Genomic DNA, 20185 nt, shown 5'->3' with positions numbered 1-20185 from the left:
TATAAAAAAACCACCCGAAGGTGGTTCTTTTACGACAGGAAATAACGTCGAATTAACCTAGACGCCAATTGTGGTATTTCTCAACCAACTCTAAGAGTTTCTTAGGTTGATTCGCACGCTTCCACTCACCGGCAGCGTATTTGTTCGATTCAGACCACGTCGGATAGGTATGAATGGTACCCAAGATTTTGTTCAAGCCAAGTTTCCACTTCATGGCGGTCACAAACTCGGCAAGTAATTCACCGGCGTGTTCACCAACTATGGTTACACCCAAGATTTTATCCTTGCCCGGAACAGTCAGAACTTTCACAAAACCGTGCGCTTCGCTTTCTGCAATGGCGCGATCAAGATCATCAATACCGTAACGTGTTACTTGGTAAGCAATACCCTGCTCTTTAGCATCTTGTTCACTCAAACCCACACGTGCAACTTCTGGATCGGTAAAGGTCGTCCAGGGAATCACACTGTAATCGGCTTTGAATTTTTTAAACTGACCAAACAAACCGTTAACTGCGGCATACCAAGCTTGGTGAGCAGCGGTGTGGGTAAACTGATAAGGACCCGCAACGTCACCGGCAGCATATATATTAGGGTAAACCGTTTGTAGATATTCGTTGGTAGATACAGTGCGATTGGTATTTACACCTAATTCTTCCAAGCCGTAACCGCTCAAACGTGGCATACGACCCAATGCACAGATGATTTCATCAAATTCGATGCGTTTGGTTTCGCCATTGGCTTCAACAATCAAGTATTTCTTCTTGGTTTCGCCTTCGGTAACCAGCTCAGCGCCCACCGCTTTATGATCGGTAAGCAGATTAACACCGTCAGACAACAACGATTTGGTCACCAATTCGGCAACATCTTCGTCTTCTTTTAGCAAAATACGTGGCGCCATTTCGATTTGCGTTACGTTTGCACCCAAACGAGCAAAGGCTTGCGTTAATTCACAACCGATTGGACCACCGCCTAAAACAATAAGCTTCTCCGGTGGCGTATCACGATCGGATAAAACTTCCCAAAGCGTATCACTGGTTAGGTAGCCGGTTTCTTCTAAGCCCGGAATACGTGGCACCAAGGGAGCGGCACCTGCGGCAATAACAATGGAGCGCGCAGTTAAACGTGATTTTTTGCCTTCTTTATCGGTGATTTCTACGGTCCACGGATCAACCAACTTACCGTGACCCAGTTTTACGTCAACACCAAGACTTTCGTAACGCTCAACGCTGTCGTGGGGTTCAATGTCTTTAACAACCTGTTGCACACGCGCCATGATTTTACGGAACGAGAACTTAGGCTCTACGGCCTCTAGCCCGTAGTTTTCGGCGTTACGCATTTGTTTAGCAACACGCGCAGATTTAATTAACGCCTTACTCGGTACACAACCGTAGTTTAAGCAGTCGCCACCCATCTTGTGATTTTCAATTAAGGTCACTTTGGCTTTTACAGCCGCGGCAATATAAGAAGACACCAGACCCGCAGCACCAGCACCAATGACGATCATGTTACGATCGAATTTTTTAGGCTGGCTCCACTTTTTATAAACCTTTGCAGCGTTTACTTTCGAGACAATCGCTTTGGCAATTAACGGGAAGATTCCAAGTAAAAAGAAGGAAATAAATAATTCAGTAGAAAGGATATCGCCAGTCGACTCGATTTGCGCCAATTGAGTGCCTGCGTTTACGTATATCGCAGTACCAGCCAACATTCCTATTTGGCTAACCCAATAGTAGGTAATGGTTTTGATCGGCGTCAGACCCATCAACAAATTGACAAGGAAAAAGGGAAATGCAGGAACAAGTCTTAACGTAAGTAGATAAAACGCCCCATCACGCTCGATACCTTTATTTATTGATGACAGACGATCCCCAAACTTACTTTGTATGGATTCACCAAGAACATAACGAGACGCTAAGAAAGCGAGCGTTGCGCCAAGTGATGATGCAAAAGACGCAATTAAAACACCCCACCAAAATCCAAAAAGCGCTCCAGCAGCTAGGGTCAAAAGAGCCGCACCAGGGACTGAAAGTGCAGTTGTTATAACATAGACTGTGAAGAAAATGATTGCAAAAGTTAGAGCTGATTCTGCACGCCAAGCCTGCAAGGTATCTACATTGTTTTTAATACCTTCAACAGATAAGTACTGTGTTCCATCAAACGCGAAGAACAACCCCACCAAAATCGCGATCGCAATCACGATAATAATTTTTTTCATGTCACTACCTTCTTTGCCAAAACGGCTTATAAAACAAATTTTGTTCTTTTATAAAAGCATTACGCATGCTCAATAAAGCATTGGGATCAAAACAATCTCAATTGCTGGCACACTAGCATGAAATTTTTACAGGTTTTGCCAGCAATCCGAGCAAAGTATTTAATAAAGAAAAATACGAATAAGATAAAAGAATAAAAATTCAATTAACTCAGTGATCCACCACAGCTCGAACCCGAACCCGCAATACAGCCATAGCAGTGATCCGCTACTTTAATCGCGCAACCTTGCAAATTATTTTCAAGCAGATCTTTAAGCTGTGCGTGAGCGCCGTTGGAATCAATAACAACCGGCATTTCTAACTGTTGGTTAAAATCGCAATCGTACAAATTACCTAGCCAATCAACGCTGACCAGACTCTTGCACATCACATGATCAAGATTCCCAAAGTTAGCATTAGTTTTTAACAAATTCATATAATCTGCGAACTTGCCTTTGGAAATGAGCGTAGAACCAAAACGCTTAATCGGCATATTGGCCAAGGCAAACAATTGATTGAAGTGAATGCCGAAATTATCAAACAGGTGCTTTTTATATTCTTGTTCGAGAGCTTCTTGATTGGGCGGTAGTGTCGCACCCAAAGGGTTGTAGACTAAATTCAAGGAAAGCTCAGAATCTGGTAAGCCATAACCCAATTTATTCAACATCTGTAAACCGAGAATACTGCGATCAAAAACACCATCGCCGCGCTGGCTATCAACATTATCTTGGGAATAACACGGTAATGAAGCAACTATATCAACCTTATGTTCGGCTAAAAACTCCGCAGTACCTTCGTATCCGGGTTCCGTTAGGATTGTCAGATTGCATCGATCAATCACACGTACACCCATCGCTCGTACTTTCGCCACAAGCTCTCTAAATTGCTGGTGCATTTCTGGCGCACCACCGGTGAGATCGAGAGTATTAATGCCGCGAGCTTTAATCACTTCAGGAATCAGTTGAATCAGCTCTTCAGACATCATTTCTTTGCGATCTGGGCTTGCATTCACATGGCAGTGTAAGCATCGCTGATTACACAAATAGCCGATGTTGACTTGAAGCGTGGTCAATTCAGCGCGGTTAATCTCGGGAAAGTCCGTAACTTCTAACAACGGCAAGGTAGCGTGCATAATGCCCTCAGGTTCTTTATATGCGGAATTTATTGGCTTAACAAAACTTAATCGGTCGAATATGACAGACACCTTGCGAACTAATTCCATTGGTACTGAGCGAAAAAGCTCAATCGTCGGACACGATTTACGGAACTGGCTGTGGATACAAGGGCTTTCGAGAAAGTTAATAGCAGAAGTTAAAAAAAATTTAAGATTTGTACAAGCTAGTATTATTTCTCAACCGTACAACTAGCTTTAGCTCAAGCAGAACGCTTAGACGGAATTTAACAAACATAAAAACAATCTGCGATTAATCTTGATGGTATCTAGAAGTACACAAGCATGCCTATTTTGCCAATCTTTAATTAAAAAACTCTTCACTAAATTAAGCATTAACGGTGCTTACGAATTTAACCACAAAAATAGATTTATTTCCGCTGATGAGGTTTCAGATCTCAAAGAAGAAGCGTATACGCCTAGCAAAATATAAACATTAAATATCGCAAAAATTACTAAAGAAAAGGGTTTTGTCACGGATAAAACCCATAAAATAAGCTCCGTTGAATTCTCACTTTTCGTTAAAATTTTGTGGCTCCAAAAGTAACTATAGCGGTGAAGCTAGTAAATGAGAATTATTGTTAAATAAAAAAAGCGATATGTCGATTATGCCCAGCACAAATACAGCAACTTAGCCCACCGATAGTAACTGCTTCAATCTGCAATTAGTATGTCTAGAAGACAAATTTTTCATCAAAGATAATGAACCATACAGACGTAACAATACCCAATGGTTTAATTTAATAATCACACTCAGTTTAGGAGTGTTTTCGGAGAACTCATGCCAACAACATTGCCACAGGCTGCTATCGGTATTTTAGGTGGAAGCGGACTTTACCAAATGGACGCATTGGAGAATGTCACTGAACATTTTGTGGATACGCCATTTGGCAAACCATCAGATGCGTTGATTTGCGGAACAATTAATTCTGTTCCCGTTGTGTTTATCGCTCGCCATGGCCGAGGTCATCGTTTACTGCCTACAGAAGTCCCTTATAGAGCCAACATTTTCGCGCTAAAACAATGTGGTGTGAAATACCTTATTTCCTTATCCGCTGTAGGGTCGTTACAAGAGCAACTTGCACCCAAACACATGGTTATTCCAGATCAGTACATCGATTTTACCAAAAAGCGTGACAGCAGCTTTTTTGGATCAGGCGCTGTTGCACACGTACCAATGGCACAACCGGTATGCCCTAATTTAGCGGATGTTTTAGCTCAATCGGTTGAAAGCCTAGAAGAAGAAAGTCAGGTAACCCTGCACAGAGGTGGAACCTACGTTGCCATAGAGGGGCCGCAATTTTCGACCCTGGCAGAATCTTTGTGGTATCGATCTATGGGTGCGAGCATTTTAGGCATGACTAATATGCCAGAAGCAAAACTGGCTATGGAAGCGCAAATGGCTTACGCGTCTTTAGCGATGGTTACCGATTACGATTGTTGGCACCCGCACGAAGAACAAGTTTCTGCCGATATGGCAATCCGCAACCTAATGGAAAACGCCGCCAAAGCGCAGAAAATTGTTATTGATTTAGTAAAGCGAATTGATCAACAAAAACCGGTATCCAATGCGCACTCCATTTTGAGCACATCTTTAGTTACACCATTGGATGCCATGGACGAAGGCACAAAAGCCATTGTTGATATTTTAAGAAAATAACGACTATTAATTAACGGGAATTGTTCAACACAAGGATGTGTCATCGATACTAAGAACAGCAAGTGATCAAAATAGTGACAACATTGGAAATCGTGTTTTCCAGTTCGGCGCTCTGATTAAATCATGGCAGAGATAATCAGAGGCTGTTAAAAATCAACCAGCAAATAAATTCGTTTTTATAAAAATCAAAACAACGTATTTAAAAAGTAAACGTATTTAAACAATATTTGAAAAAAAACAGCTCAAGTAAACACATTTTAAAAAACACAATCCAAAGCAATACTTTTTAAAACGCTACAATTTAAATACTGGCCAATCTACAAAACGACACCAACATGTTAATGATTACGGACGATCTGGATAATCACCCTCAAAACAAATAATATAGTTTAAATCATCGTATGGCTCTGAGGTTTCCGCCCCGAGCAAAGGCGCGATATTTGGCAAAGCAAAAGTTTGATGACCATCGCCACCATAACGATTACCAACTATCGAGTACAACACTTGGTATTCATAAATATTTAGCTGCTGCCCTTTACACGCCAGCCAATTACGCGGCGCAAATGTACCCGCAAAACACTTAATCTCTCCCACATAACCTTGCATAAATACATCCTCTATAGGTAATTTTTAATCGAGCTTATGATTCACCGATTCTTGATTTAATTAAAAGCAACTGAATATATTTCGGACGAATTAAAAAATTCATTAAAATATAAAAGCTCAGGGATTTTATTTTTAGAAAAATACGCTGAAAATCGACAGCGACTAGCAATAATGACAGGATTCAACGCGTCAATTCATTAATTTTACATCGTTGAATTAAATTTTAAGGTGAAACTAGCGTTAATATAACTATTAGAAATCTCAGATTAACTGACATTAGATTAAGACAAAACTTACAAGAGTGAAAACACCCAAAAGCTCTGCAATACAATCTCTTAATACAAAAACACAAATATCCCATCGATCACTAAATTAGGTTTAACCATTCAGTAAACAGCTAAGTTTTAAAGGCCGGATTTTTTGACCATTCAGAATCTCGAACCCATTGCTCAAAGTTTTCTACGGTCATAGGGCGACCAATAAAATAACCCTGCGCCATATCACAATTCATCAAACCTAGACGATTTAGAATTTCCTTAGTTTCCACACCCTCTGCAACCACCTGCAAACCCAAGTTATGGGCGAGATTGACCGTTGAATTTACGATAACCGCGTCGTACTCATCGTTCATCATATTTATAACGAAAGAGAAATCGATTTTTAAGGTAGAAACTGGCAGTTGTTTTAAATAGGCCAACGACGAATAACCCGTACCAAAATCGTCGATAGAAAGTGAAATACCCATATCATGCAATTCTTGCAAGGTGGCCAAAGCACCTTTAGGATCAACCATGATGGCACTTTCGGTAATTTCTAATTCTAAATTTTTTGCAGGGACACGATATCGAACCAACGCATCACGAATAAAGTCCGATAAATTCCCGGCAACGAGATTACGCGCGGAAAGATTCACCGCAACCGTAATATTTTTACCCTCATTCATCCAGACTCGACATTGACGCAACGCATTGCGAATAACCCATAATGTCAGTGGATGAATTAAATCTGTCGCCTCAGCTAATGGAATAAATTCCGCCGGAGAAACAATTCCGTAGGTTTGATGATGCCATCGTAATAAAGCTTCACAACCAATTAATCTAGATTCATACAGACAAATTTTGGGTTGATAAAACAGCGTTAAACCATCATCGCGAATGGCCTGTGCTAAGTCATTCATTAACGCTAGGCGTTTATGAGTATATTGATCGAAAACAGGATCGTATTCTTGAATACCGAGCATTTCGGCCTTTGCTTGATACATCGACATATCGGCAAAGCGCATTAAGCTCGATATATCTCGACCATGTTCAGGGCAATAAGCAATTCCTAAACTCGCTCGAATTTCAACACCAATTTTTACCACCGTCACCCGCTGTTGAATTTCACTTAAAACAAGCTTCGCTAGGCTCAAACCTTCTTCTCTAGATTCTACATAAACGGCCACGGCAAATTCATCACCGCCGAGACGTGACACTAAAGCCGGTTGATCTCTAAAAGAATTTTCAAGGCGTACTGCAAACGCTTGGAGTAACGCATCACCCACATGGTGGCCCAAGGTATCGTTAATTTCTTTGAAGCGATCAAGATCGATGAGCATTAATGCGAGATTTCCGCCCTGATCAGTTTTGCTAATCGCCTCATCGATAAATTCGTAAAGGCGCTTTCTGTTGGGTAAATTCGTTAGCGAGTCGTGATTAGCTTGATATTCCAACTCTTCTAAATGAAGTTTGCGTTGTGTATCATCGCGGTGAAACGTCCAAAAACCATAAACGTAATCATCAATAATGACAGCATCGGTATTGATTGTGACCCAAATTTCTCGATCACTAACGCTTAAATTTTTAACTTCTAAGCAATTGAATTGAAAGTCATGAGTCTCAAACGCAGTTCTCAAGCTCTGTAACTGCTCTGCGGTAGCAATTTCCACCAAGGGTAAATCTACGACATCGACATAAAAATCGTAACCGTTCTGGCGGGCAAACTCGTGATTACAATCAGCAATTTTGGCCGACGAAATAATTGCATCCGAATTATGTTTAGAAATATCGTCTAGGTGAATTCGGGTTTCAAGCTCAATAAAAGCAATACCGTCGTGGCTGTTTTGAATAAAACTGCGATAACGTTGTTCACTGCGTTTTAATTCAAGCTCACTTTCTACACGTTCGGTAACATCTTGATAAAACCCCCATATTTCAATGACAGCATCACCATCGAAACAAGCGTGTGCACTTAATTCGAGCCAAATTAAACGACCATCACTCAATCGCTGACTGAATAAAATAGAATCGAGCGAAAAATTATTATCAATTAATTGATAAATATATTTTTCTATACGACTACTGGCCAATGGATAAACAGGTTTATCCAAAAGGTCTTTGCAATCAACACCAAGCCCTCTCGCATAGGAGTCATTAGCCTCGGTATACCGTAAGTACTCGCGAATCCATTGTGCTTTTGCTTCTCGACTTAACGACATTTGCATGGGGCGATCTAATTTTGCACCAAAAATTGCCCCTGAACTGTTAGCGATAAAATTTCGATAGCTAAGCTCTGCTCTTAAAGCACTAAATTCTTTTTGTTTAGCATCTGTAATATCGGCGATAATGACCATAACGCCCATTAACTCGCCAACATCATTTTTTAACGGTAAATGGTCATAACGAAACCATTTATTATCGCCTGAAGATAAATTGGACTCTACATTTAAAACAGCTTCTCCAGACTTAAGTACCTGCAAATTGTTACGATCGCAATACGACATAGCCTGCGATGCAGGGAAAATCTCTGCCAATGTTTTTCCGGTTAAACTTAATGGCTGAGCATTTAAGTTCGAAAATGCACAATAATTAGCGACCGTATAACGGCCATTGGTATCAACACACCAAACCGCACAGGGCAGGGAATTAATAATATTAACAACTGATTGCCAGTAATCAGATTCAAACCGCGAGTGACTCTTGGCTGATGCCGGTCGAGAGGTAGGATTAATGTCGTTTTCGGACATTAAATCATCATTGCCCAAAAATATGGCTGTATTTTCGCTGCTGTGACAAAAATCCAGACGAGCTTCTAACAGCTCTCCATCGATGCATTCATCATCAAAAACTAACCCAACACCGTGCAGTTTATTCTCACACAAACTTGCTGCTTCATCTGCCACAGACAGTAATGCATCAGTTTTACCAGCAAGCCGTGCTTTGGCGAATTTATTAGGATCGGTTTCTATTTGTTCTGGATCATTAATATCGGCTTCAAGACTCAGTAACTCTTGATTCACAGACAACTTGACGGCGGTCCAGCGAGAGACTAAAGAGCCATGAGAGAAAAATAATGTTAGCTGCCACTCATACAACAAGCGCTGATCGTCGTCAAAGCTATCGCTGGCCGGTTCATTCAGAACACCCAGAATTATCTCGGCATCTTTATTGGAAAGCTTTTTTAACCATACTTTAGGATCGAGACAATGCTGAACATCGGCAGGTATTAAGGAGTCACCTGAATAGTTAAATAAGCGCTGAGACGGACACCAATGCCAAGTGTAAAAACCAAATTTAATTGGAGAACGCTCTAAAACAGTTTTAGCCATAGACTTAGAACTTCTAACATTAGCATTTGGAAAAATAACCTTTTCCAAAATTTTACCTCTCAACCAACAACAAACACTTGGCGAAACCACCCAATTCAACCCAAAATACGAACAGCAACAATTCGAGAAAGTCGAGATTCAACAATATCTAAGTCTAAAATTGCAGCCCCATTTAAATTCTAACGAAAGATTCTTAATGCGCTAGTTTCTGGCATTAAAATCACTAAAAAATAGCGGTTGTTATTTTTTTAGAATATATAAGCTGATTTTTTTTTACTGCCCACAAAACTTATCCACCGCTATTTATTCCTCCTTCAAAGTAGTAGAAGATTCATAATCAGCAAGTTGAATTCTAAGAAAATTTAAAGGGTTTAATACTGATTCGGAATGGAAAATTCAGAATTCAAAGAATAATGTCAATGAAGTTAATGCGTAAAATCATTACCATCTAATCTGCACACCAAAAACTACGCAAGTGAGAACATATATCATCGAGATTTGAGCAGGTACGAGACTGCCAGTGACCGGGTAACAGCCCTAGATAAGGCTGCTGCGAAAATCGCGAATCTGCAAGAACCACAACGCCCCGATCGGTTTCGGTACGAATTACCCGACCAGCCGCTTGTAAAATTTTGGTAACACCGGGATAAATAAATGTTGTAGCGAATCCATCGTAACCCGATTCATTCAACCACATCGATTGACGAGTTAAACCTTCCGAGGGAACCGGCGCACCGGATCCTAATATAATAACGCCATGAAGTTTATCGCCGTAAAAATCTAATGCTTCTGCGAAATAACCACCCAACACCACAAAACCCAGCGTCTGATTACCGGGTTCGAACATTGCGAACAGTGTTTCTCTTGCGGCTTGAGAATCAGACCGCGACTGTTTTACCGACGAAATATTCAGCTCTCTGTCAATAAAAGAATCATAAACCTTATCTAATTGATCAAACGAAGCAGCAAACACCAAATAGTTACCGGGCTTATGACTAATTACCGAAATAATTAAATCAACAACGTCGTCGATAACTTTATCGCGATTGTTCCAGCTAAGATCTAAATAACGTGAAATTAAGACCAATTGATTCTCTCTGGGAAAAACACTCGGTAATCTTAAATTAATGCTGGATAGTTTTTCGGCTTTTGGAGCACGACTTAAAGACGCAGAAAAAGCGATTTTTTTAGGTGTTTTTTGTAAAATCACTCGATGAATGTCAATCCCCAACTCATCCGTAGTATTTTCTGTAGCCTCTAAAACGTTGTTGGATGTAATGCTATCGACCATAGCAGAATCGCCTAATACACCAGACTCGCTGCCAAATCCAATTTGATGGGCGTAAAAATCCAGCGGCGATAGTGTTGCTGAAAATGCTGCTACCGAGCGTGCCCGTTTCAAATAAAATGCACTTACGGCGTTTGTATCAGCACATTCTATTAACACAACACCCGAAGACTCTATCGTGAGCATGATACCACTGGGTTTTATCTCGCGATAAAACAAGATAATTTCGCAATAACGATACAGTGCCAACAAAATATCTAAGACCGGTGATTGACTATCGTTTGCAACCAAAGACGCTCCGTTTACAGCTCTTGTATTTGCATTCAGATACAATCCCAGCTCTGAAAAATAAGTCGTGTAAAACGCTTCAGAAAATTGAGTGACTTCTGATAAGAGCGTTTGGAAAATCTTATCGAGGCTCTGACCGTCTAGATTCTGACCTCCTGGATTCTGACCACCTAGATGCAGTGTCGTAGGATTTTTGACAATCTGAACCTCAGATCGAGAAGAAGGCATTGGCTGTTTAAACGCTGCTAAATCGTCCGTGAGTTTTTCTAAGGAACTCAATAAGGAAGATACCAACCTAAAACTCTCTTTAAAGAACTTCCGTTGCTTTCTTAAAAAATGTTTCGCTACAGAAATTTCTTTCGGTACAAATTTTATCAAATGCGCTTGGCGAATTCGTTCGGGTAGATTGTGTGCTTCATCCACTAAAAATAGGCGTTCATTTTTATCGGCTGAAGTTTCTAATTTAACCTCTTGATTTAACGTTAAAATATAATTGATATCACCTACCACTATATCGACCCAGGGTTTTAACTCCAACGCCAATTCATGTGGGCACAAAGTAAACTGCTCCGCCAAAGCGCAAAGTGTGTTTGCGTCCAAGCATTCCAAACCTAAAGCTGCGTGCATGGCTGGGTATAACCGATCGTAAAAACCTTCTAATCGACAACAGCTTTCTTCATCACTATCGCCATTTAAACACGAGCACAGTTTTTCTCTGGCTTGAAGTTGCAATAAAGATGCTTTTAAACCCGAGTTAAGCCGTAGTGTGTTATAGGCATCGATCGCGGATTTTTGGCAGGAATTTCGAAAGGTTAAATAATAGATCTGGCAGACCTTTTCCACCGATGCATCGGTTAAAAATTTAATCGCAGGAAAGAGTACACTTTGGGTCTTGCCAATACCGGTTGGTGCTTCAACCAAGCATGATTGTTTGTTCCGGAAATTTTGATACACAAATCGAGAAAAATAACGCTGGTTATCTCGAAACTGTTCAAATGGAAATTTAAGATCCAGTATGGTTTTACGGGAATCTTCTCGATGCTCTTCAACCAGAGCAGACCATTTTAGATAGCGATCTAAAACGGTTTCAAAAAAAGTGCCAGCCTCGGACAGAGAGATTTCTTTCTCTATAATGGTACTACGTTGATCCGACATACTGTACAAATTCAACCGCAATATATAGCTGTCGCTTTGCCACTGTGAATCTTGACTAAGCAGATACGCGTAGATTTTTGCCTGCGCCCAAAACAGTGATAATTTAGCGTCGGATACGCTGTCGCTTTTCAGTTGCAGGGTTTTTATTTCTTCGATAATAATCGGACTGACCATGTCCGCTGGTTTCACTAAATCAATTCGTCCCTGAACAATAATTTTTCGGCAATTTTTGATAACTTGAGTCGTTACGGAAACTTCCGTATACCAAGATGGGTCGCGTTGTTTTTGTATAAATTGATGTATACGAATGCCGTCTTTGGCCTGTACACGCGGTTGAATTTGACCGCGAACAAGATTGCCGCTGCGAGCAAAGTCCAGCAGTTGCGAAACACTTAACCTAATCGTTTGCAACCCATTGCACCTGTATCAACTTATGAGGAATATTTTTTTGCGAAAAATATTTTAACCACCGTCGCTGATGATCTTGTAGCTTATCATTAGGTGCTTTAACTTCAATAAAACAATAGGTATTCTCAGGCGACTCTAACGTGGGAAAACAAATTAAGTCTGGCATACCGCGACGATGCTCGTTGAGATTCCCCCAAAGACGATTAAACAAACTTAACCAATCTTCAGTTTTGATTCTGGTTAACGCAAGCTCTAAACATCTATTATCTACAAACCGCAAATCAATCAACGGTTGCTTGAGTACTTGTACCGCAGAGTATTTTTCGAAGAAAGATGAGTAGTCAATAAACTCTGCTGTTAATAATTCATTTTCAATTGCCTGTTTAACAGCCCGTCTTCGACTGGTAAATTCAGCATCAAAAATATCGTGGGGTCGATGCTGAAATGGCTGTGTGAATGCACCGGGAATATTGGCGTATATTAAATCCCAATAAACGACCGAGAATACCGTTAACACTAAATAATTTTCGACAAAAAAGCAGCTACCAGCGCCGGAAAAATATTCAATAACACAGTCTTCGGCACCGGAATTAAAACGCGGCTGCTCGGGTTTTACGCAACTAATAATCTCCACGGGAGGCTCATAACGCTTGGGTTTTGGCCAATACAGATAACGTATTTTTTTCGTCAGCTTGTGCCCAAAACTCTCGGCAAATTCCAATTCAGATTCGTCGCTGCGAATATTATTAGCCACTGACACAGTAGCATCAAATTCACTGGCGTTGTTTTTAATCGATTGACAAATTGCCAACGCAAGTTGTGTTTGCTTTAAACGCTCGTGAATTCTTGCCCTTCGTTCTCTGGCATAGGCGGTATCAATTCCGGTGTATAGATCTAACGCTATTTGGAGAAAGTCTGCGCGTTCAAATTGATAAGCCAGTTTTTCGGTAATGGAAATTAATTGCCGATGAATTTTTGCCGCCGCCAAAGACTGCTCTATCGATAAGTCTTCGCGTATTTTGCGCTGCATAATTGAAACAATAATCGACAAGGTCAACCACAATAGGTGCGACAATGATTTTGATGGTCGTTGATCGCGTCCCGCCCGAGCAAGCAGTTCTAGTTGTTGGATAATCTCGGCACCGGCAAGCTCACGCCAACGCTTGAAAAACAGAAATATTTTCCAACAATTAAGATGAAGACTTAAATAATGCAAAAGACTGTCGAAGACAAATACTTCGTTATGCTCGAAATGCACCGAGAAAATTTCAAGATCTACATTTATTGCATTGATTATTGTTTTTATGTTGTGCAACTCAATGAATAGGTTGATGCTATTACTGTGTAAAAACAGACGATTTTCACGGTCAATAATGTAGGACTGAAATTCTTGCAGTTGTAAATCGCGCAATACGAACTGCGATAAATCTTGGCGTAAATTACCAAAATACATCACTCGTAAACGTGTAATCCAGTCGCCACAAATAAGCGTAATCGTTTCAAAAGGGAGTGGTGTTAAAAGTTCATCCGTTAAATGTGCTCGGGCGTATTCAAAAAATAATTGCCCTAACTGCGCTCGCTTGAGTTTTTTCAAAGAAAACTGCTCTGGTTGTGGATGCGCGGCAACCATTCCTAATTGACCTTGTGTCTCGGTCGCGAGCTCTTCACGCTGACGTGATTTTGAAATGACCGGAATCAACCCTTGAACCGAGACCAAGTCTGAAATTTTTTGAGCCTCAAGCCATGTTGCTAATTCTTCTTGTGAGAACAAAGGTTCAAGTTCTGTTGCTGCTCGTTCAGATTGATTGGCGACAAAACCATGGCAATGCAGATCAGCAAGAGCAGCATTTATGTCTGCGATTTCTGGGTATTGCAGTTTATCGATACGAAAAACTGTCGGCGCTCGCGACACCAAACGCACCAATAAACATTGTGCATCGAAACTGAGCTTACGAAAATGTTGATTAAAGGTTCTTTCTTGCGGTGTGAATAGATCGTCGTACTGACGCTCAACCAAATCCAGCAGTTCAAGAAAGTTTCGCCTGTAATAATCCGATGCCAAAGGCTGCGTTAATAAATTAGCTTGGGACGGACTCACTGAAACCCTTCTGAACAATATTTGAACGTTTTTGTGGCATTCGATGTTTATGGATATAATTTAAACACGTATGGTCTGATTAGTTTACCGCAAGAATAGAATATCTGGCATCTCTATGAATCACCCCGAAGCCTAGCGACCTTAGTTCTTCCGGTGATGGCCTCTTAACTTGAGGTTATGCTCGTTATCGCGAAAGTTCGATGAATCACTCAAAAGGTGCTTTCATTAGATACAACCACCGCAAGGAGCTCGGCTTGAAAATCAAAGACAAACTAGCAAACCTTTACACCATCCGCAGTGATGTGGATCTGAAAAAATCTCGCAGAAAACAATCAACACCATCGGATTCCAACACTATTCCCGGTTTTGACTTCTTTAAAAACTCTCTCAGCAAAAGCTTCAACTCAACCAGCACGTTTCTTAAAGACTGCTGCACATCGGCCAGCGAAAAAGCCAAAAGCTTGCAACGCGGCATAAGCCTTTCGAAAGTAAAGCGTAAAACAGAAGTACTGAAAGCCAACATTCAAGCATTCACCACCAGCGAACCGCAGATCTACGATCGACAATTTGAATCGCGCGCCTATCGAGGCTCACGCACGCGCGACTACCGCTTAGTTATTCCAAGTAAAGTATCGTCCAACCCAACCAAACCCGTACCTTTGGTGTTAGTGCTGCACGGCTGCAAACAAGATCATCTCGATATTGAACACATTTCTGAATTTTCAAAACTTGCTGAAAAAGAAGGTTTTATCGTTGTTTATCCATTTATTACTAGCTACGCCGGGTTGCGATTTCGCAATTGCTGGGGCTGGTGGATGCGCAGTCAACGTGAAGCAGGTTCTGGCGAAGTTGAAGATTTGCACCAGCTCATTCTGGAGCTTTGTGAAGAATTTCCCGTTGATCAAAACCGAATTCACGTAACGGGCTTATCGTCGGGCGCGGGCATGACCGTGGCATTGATGGTGACACGCAATTCATTGATCGCCTCCGGTGCTCCGGTCGCAGGTGTTTGTTACGGAGAAACCGCTCGGGCGATTAATTTGATGGGCAACTTTGTGCAGCCGGGTTTTCAATCGGTGGAGGAAAGTCGTTCGTCCATGACGGAAGCTCTAGAAGATCCACAACGCCCTATTCCAATTTTAATAACCCATTCCAAACAAGACGGCACGGTGCACTTTCAATCCGGTGAAAATCTGCGAGATACCTGGGCACAAGCTTATGGTATTGATACTCAACATCCTGCTGCGTCTAAATTTGGGCAAACCAAGGGCTGCCAATGGCACTTTGAGAGTTTCAATTACCCTAAATCCTATGGCAGTGAATCGGGTAAGTCGCGAACGTTAATCGAAACTCTTTGGTTAGATGGGCCCGATCACGGCTGGTATGGTGGCGAAAAAGGTGATTTTAGTTATCCAGATGCGCCAAATATCAGTGAACAAATTTGGTCTTTCTTTAAATCTCATCCCAAACAATAAACTTTTTTTGCCTGTGTGATTTAAGAGCACAGGCGCCTCGCAGCGCTCAACTCGTTCTTAAAAAAAAGCCGTCAATCAATATGCTGCAATGCAATATTACGTCTTCTAAAATTCCAATTTAAGTGATTAAAAAAGATTATAAAAAAAACGGTTTTTCATAAATTCACGAACACAAAAATTTTAATTCACAATATCATCAAATTCTTGATGGGTGGATTCATACACAAAATAATAGGGGCACAGGATAAAAGCATGCAGAAATTGTAACATTTTCACGTTCAGATCAAATGTATGGACACAATTACAATGCTATTTAACGCAGGAAATTTGATACATCTTTTAGAGAAATACACTTAAATGCGTAGGTGTGAGCAAATGATCAACCGTTGAAGTAAATACGGATTAAAACGCAAGAGCGTCAACAAGCTAAGCAATTTCTGTCAACAAAAAATCCAGCGCCTAAATATTTTTTGGCTTTGCGTAAATTTAAATTCGGTAAATGTTGTTTAAAACATCACTAAAATTGCCTTTTTTTGCAATAAAAGCCGATAAATTATTAAAGCTGCTATTTTAAATAACTAGAATAGAAGGTCACACAGAAAAACTGTCGACAATAATGAAAATTCACCCTTATTTTTGTCGATAAGGAATTCGACAATAGCTGATTTTCTCGGTTGGACTGCAACCTTGCCTTTGTAAGTACAGCGCCACGGACTTCATTGACAATTCGCTGTTACTGGTTGGGCCGACAAAAACATGTTGCAATTGCAGCGTATGCTCTGGGTTATTACGTGTAAAATCAAAGGCATAGTAAGGCACTAGCATCGATAAACTTTCGCGAAAATAAATGGGTGCTTGATTGCTCTGAGTAAATATTGGCGAAACCACACGCCATTCTTGCTCTTCCTCGAATGAGGGATGCTTTAAGATGGCTGCGATTTTTAACAGATCACCTTCAATAAATTCAAAGATTGGAGTGAAATCGGGTATTGCAGCTTGGACGTAGTCTGCGTGGTTACTTTTTGCCGTATTTTCCACGGAATTTACGATTTGGCGAGCGATTTGCTTTTGCTCTTCGGGATTGTAGATGCACTTACCAACCGAAAAATCGTGGTAGGCAGCGCAATCGAGTACGTATGTTGGATTAAACCCTAAACTAACGCCTTTGCCGTGCGTACTGTAACCACGCCATTGGCTTAACAAATTACCATTAGCGCGAAAGGAGGCACCAAATAACATAGGGCCATCAACAATTCGATGAGAAAGCCACTGCGAAAACTGGTTAAGTAATTGGGCAAAAGCGGAACCAGCGTTTAGACGAATATTTATTTCGTCCGATAATAAAACTAACAAATGTTTCAGCTCAGTTGAATCATTCATATAGCGAATATCGCTAGCGCGGAGCATTTTCGATTCGACGATACCCATTAGACCGGTCAAAGAGGTGTAGTGATACAGAGTATCTTCGGGAGTTTGTGCGTATAATTGCTGAGATATTTTCGTAATCATGAATTTTGCAGAACTGATTCTTGTCATGTGAATCAAGATAAACTAACTAAACAAAAAAAATAACACTGTTTTTGCTGCACCTGCAAAAAGAGTGTAGCCCGTGTTAATTTTTTGGCACAGTAAAAATCCTTATAATGTCGTGGACATACAATAATTTTCTTCTGCTAAATTAAAACTAGCTTCTCTAAGTTAATGTATATCTGTCTATCGTTTTACTGTATTTCCCATTAATATCACGACCCCCGGATCGACTCCAAAAAAAATCAAGGAGAGGGTGAATGTCCGACAAGACTCCAGAAGAAATTTTTAAAGAAGCATCGCTTGCGTATCACCGCTTACCAAGACCCGGTAAATTGGAAATTACGCCTACAACAACTCTAGAAACACAATCCGATCTTGCAAGAGCATACTCTCCCGGTGTGGCTTACGCATGTCAGCTTATCGAAGAAAATCCTGCGGCGGCGGCAGAAGTAACTGCGCGCGGTAATCTCGTGGGTGTTATTTCAAACGGTACCGCGGTACTTGGCCTTGGTAATATTGGTCCATTGGCCTCTAAGCCAGTAATGGAAGGCAAGGCCGTTCTATTTAAGAAATTCGCCAACATCGATGTATTTGATATTGAAGTCAACGAGCCGGATGTAGACCGTTTCGTTGATCTTGTATGCGCGCTTGAACCAACCTTCGGCGGCATTAACCTAGAAGATATTAAGGCACCTGAGTGTTTTGAGATTGAACGTCGATGCCGTGAGCGCATGGATATTCCAGTCTTCCACGATGACCAACACGGTACTGCAATTGTTGCCGCAGCAGCGGTTTACAACGGCTTAAAAATCATCGGTAAAAAAATTGAAGATGTCATCTTGGTTGCCTCTGGCGCCGGTGCGGCCAGTCTTGCCTGTGTAAACCTAATGGTGAGCATGGGTCTTCGCAAAGAAAATGTTTATATTTGTGACAGCCGCGGCTTGATCTACAGTGGTCGCCCAGACGGTATGAACAAGTATAAAGAAGAATATGCTCAGGTTACTGACAAGCGTACTCTTGAAGAATCACTTGATGGCGCTGATATTTTCTTGGGTCTTTCTGGTCCCGGTACATTAACGCCGGAAATGCTTAAGAGCATGGCACCAAACCCGTTAATCTTGGCAATGGCTAACCCAATTCCAGAAATTCTTCCTGAAATTGCTAAGGCAGCTCGTCCAGATTGCATCATGGCGACCGGTCGTTCGGATTATCCGAACCAAGTAAACAACGTATTGTGCTTCCCGTTCATTTTCCGTGGCGCGTTGGATTGCGGTGCAACCACCATTAACGAAGAAATGAAAATTGCTTGTGTGAAAGCCATTGCAGAATTGGCAATGCAAGAATCCACACACGAAGTGGCAAAAGCCTATGCCGGTGAAAAGCTGCGTTTTGGCCCTGATTACATCATTCCAAAACCGTTCGATTCTCGTTTGATTGCGACCATTCCACCGGCTGTTGTTAAAGCGGCTATGGAATCCGGCGTTGCAACTCGCCCCATCGAAGATCTGGACGCTTACCAAAAACAACTTAACGGTTACGTTGTTCGCTCAAGCATGTTTATGCAACCCATCGTTGCAGCGGCACAGCGCGGTGAAGAACAACTTGCTTACGCCGAAGGTGAAAACGAAATCGTTCTGCACGCAGTGCAAAAAGTCGTTGATGAGCGCGTTGCCACTCCTGTTCTGATCGGTCGCCCTCAAGTGATCGAAGAGCGAGTCAAACAACTCGGTTTACGCTTAAAAATTGGTGAAAACATCCAAGTTGTTAACCCAGAAGACGAGCAGTTGATCAACTCTTTGAGCGAGCGCTACCACGCAATTGTTGGTCGCAAGGGTAACTCTTTTGATGCTTGCGTAACCATGTTGCGTACCCACGCCACCGTTATGGCGGCGATGTTGGTTCGCGAAGGTACCGTCGATGGTATGTTGGCTGGTAAGGTGGGTCGTTACGATTACCACTTACGTCACGTCAGTGAGATCATCGGCCGCAATCCGCAACATCCTCAGTTGAGCACACTTTCTACCTTAATTATGAAAGACGGCCCACTGTTCTTGGCGGACTGTTTTGCGAACGTTGATCCAACGGCAGAAGAAATTGTTAGCATCACCGAATCTGCTATTAACCAAGTTAAACGCTTTGGTTTAGAGCCACGCGTATCGCTAATGTCGCACTCAAACTTCGGCACGTCTAACGCGCCGTCGGCGATTAAAATGCGTAAGGCCGCAGAGATTCTTCGCGTGAAATTTCCAGATGTTGAATTGGATGGCGAAATGCACTCCATGGCGGCACTGGATATCCCTTACCGCGAAAGTATCTTTAAGCACAGTCAACTTAAAGGCGTTGCTAACTTATTGATCTTCCCAAATATCGATGCAGCGCACATCACGCTTGGCTTGTTACGTCGCAAAGCCAATGGCTTGATGGTTGGGCCTTTCCTATCCGGCCTTGCCAGACCTGCTCATGTGATTGTGAACTCTGCGTCGCCACGCGCGATCTTCAACATGAGTGCTCTCGCCTCAGCGGATATTTTGTTGTACAAAGAGCAATTCGCAGAGAAATTCTAAGCGAAGCTACACTCGTACTAAACGGCACCTCGGTGCCGTTTTTTGTGGGTATCCGATGGCCAGAACAACGCCTTAGTAATGGCGAATCTCCCGCATGTCATAAC

Annotated in this window: 10 protein-coding genes; 3 read left to right on the top strand and 7 right to left on the bottom strand. The window is 41.7% G+C overall.

Annotated features, from left to right (window positions below; translation table 11 throughout):
• Positions 1–52: 52 nt before the first annotated feature.
• Together ACYQ2C_RS04685 and arsS are read right to left on the bottom strand one after the other, a co-directional pair.
• The gene (locus ACYQ2C_RS04685) at positions 53–2215 is read right to left on the bottom strand and encodes an FAD-dependent oxidoreductase (protein WP_460100234.1); all 2163 of its coding nucleotides are present in this window, start codon (positions 2213–2215) and stop codon (positions 53–55) included.
• 203 nt (positions 2216–2418) lie between these two features.
• The gene (gene arsS / locus ACYQ2C_RS04680) at positions 2419–3456 is read right to left on the bottom strand and encodes an arsenosugar biosynthesis radical SAM (seleno)protein ArsS (RefSeq protein ID WP_460100231.1); all 1038 of its coding nucleotides are present in this window, start codon (positions 3454–3456) and stop codon (positions 2419–2421) included.
• Between the two features lie 748 nt (positions 3457–4204).
• Here arsS and mtnP point away from each other — a divergent pair.
• Positions 4205–5083: an S-methyl-5'-thioadenosine phosphorylase gene (mtnP, locus tag ACYQ2C_RS04675; protein WP_460052816.1), complete on the top strand. Its 879-nt coding sequence runs from the start codon at positions 4205–4207 to the stop codon at positions 5081–5083.
• A 345-nt stretch (positions 5084–5428) separates the two neighbouring features.
• On the opposite strand, the gene ACYQ2C_RS04670 is transcribed toward mtnP, so the two are convergent.
• The 4 genes from ACYQ2C_RS04670 to ACYQ2C_RS04655 all read right to left on the bottom strand — a co-directional run bounded on the left by ACYQ2C_RS04670 (position 5429) and on the right by ACYQ2C_RS04655 (position 14512).
• Complete coding sequence (locus ACYQ2C_RS04670; protein WP_460052834.1) at positions 5429–5689, bottom strand: phage tail protein; 261 nt, start codon at positions 5687–5689, stop codon at positions 5429–5431.
• A gap of 397 nt (positions 5690–6086) precedes the next feature.
• Positions 6087–9275: a sensor domain-containing protein gene (locus tag ACYQ2C_RS04665; protein WP_460100227.1), complete on the bottom strand. Its 3189-nt coding sequence runs from the start codon at positions 9273–9275 to the stop codon at positions 6087–6089.
• Between the two features lie 448 nt (positions 9276–9723).
• Positions 9724–12417: an ATP-dependent DNA helicase gene (locus tag ACYQ2C_RS04660; RefSeq protein ID WP_460100224.1), complete on the bottom strand. Its 2694-nt coding sequence runs from the start codon at positions 12415–12417 to the stop codon at positions 9724–9726.
• Entirely contained in the window at positions 12404–14512 is a 2109-nt protein-coding gene (locus ACYQ2C_RS04655; RefSeq protein WP_460100221.1) for a VRR-NUC domain-containing protein, read from the bottom strand. The genes ACYQ2C_RS04660 and ACYQ2C_RS04655 overlap by 14 nt, the downstream gene beginning before the upstream one ends.
• 254 nt (positions 14513–14766) lie before the next feature.
• Between ACYQ2C_RS04655 and ACYQ2C_RS04650 the strand changes: the two genes are divergently transcribed.
• Positions 14767–15987, top strand: coding sequence for an extracellular catalytic domain type 1 short-chain-length polyhydroxyalkanoate depolymerase (locus ACYQ2C_RS04650; RefSeq protein WP_460049644.1), 1221 nt, complete (start codon positions 14767–14769; stop codon positions 15985–15987).
• Between the two features lie 630 nt (positions 15988–16617).
• Here the strand turns inward: ACYQ2C_RS04650 and ACYQ2C_RS04645 are convergent.
• Positions 16618–17496 (bottom strand): DUF2971 domain-containing protein, encoded by an 879-nt coding sequence (locus ACYQ2C_RS04645; RefSeq protein WP_460100217.1) that lies wholly within the window; start codon positions 17494–17496, stop codon positions 16618–16620.
• 278 nt (positions 17497–17774) lie between these two features.
• Between ACYQ2C_RS04645 and ACYQ2C_RS04640 the strand changes: the two genes are divergently transcribed.
• Positions 17775–20081 (top strand): NADP-dependent malic enzyme, encoded by a 2307-nt coding sequence (locus tag ACYQ2C_RS04640; protein ID WP_460049642.1) that lies wholly within the window; start codon positions 17775–17777, stop codon positions 20079–20081.
• Positions 20082–20185 lie beyond the last annotated feature (104 nt).

The sequence above is a fragment of the Sessilibacter sp. MAH3 genome, from assembly GCF_054658275.1.
Note: the sequence above shows the minus strand (reverse complement) of the source record. Positions and strands in the feature narration are given on the sequence as shown.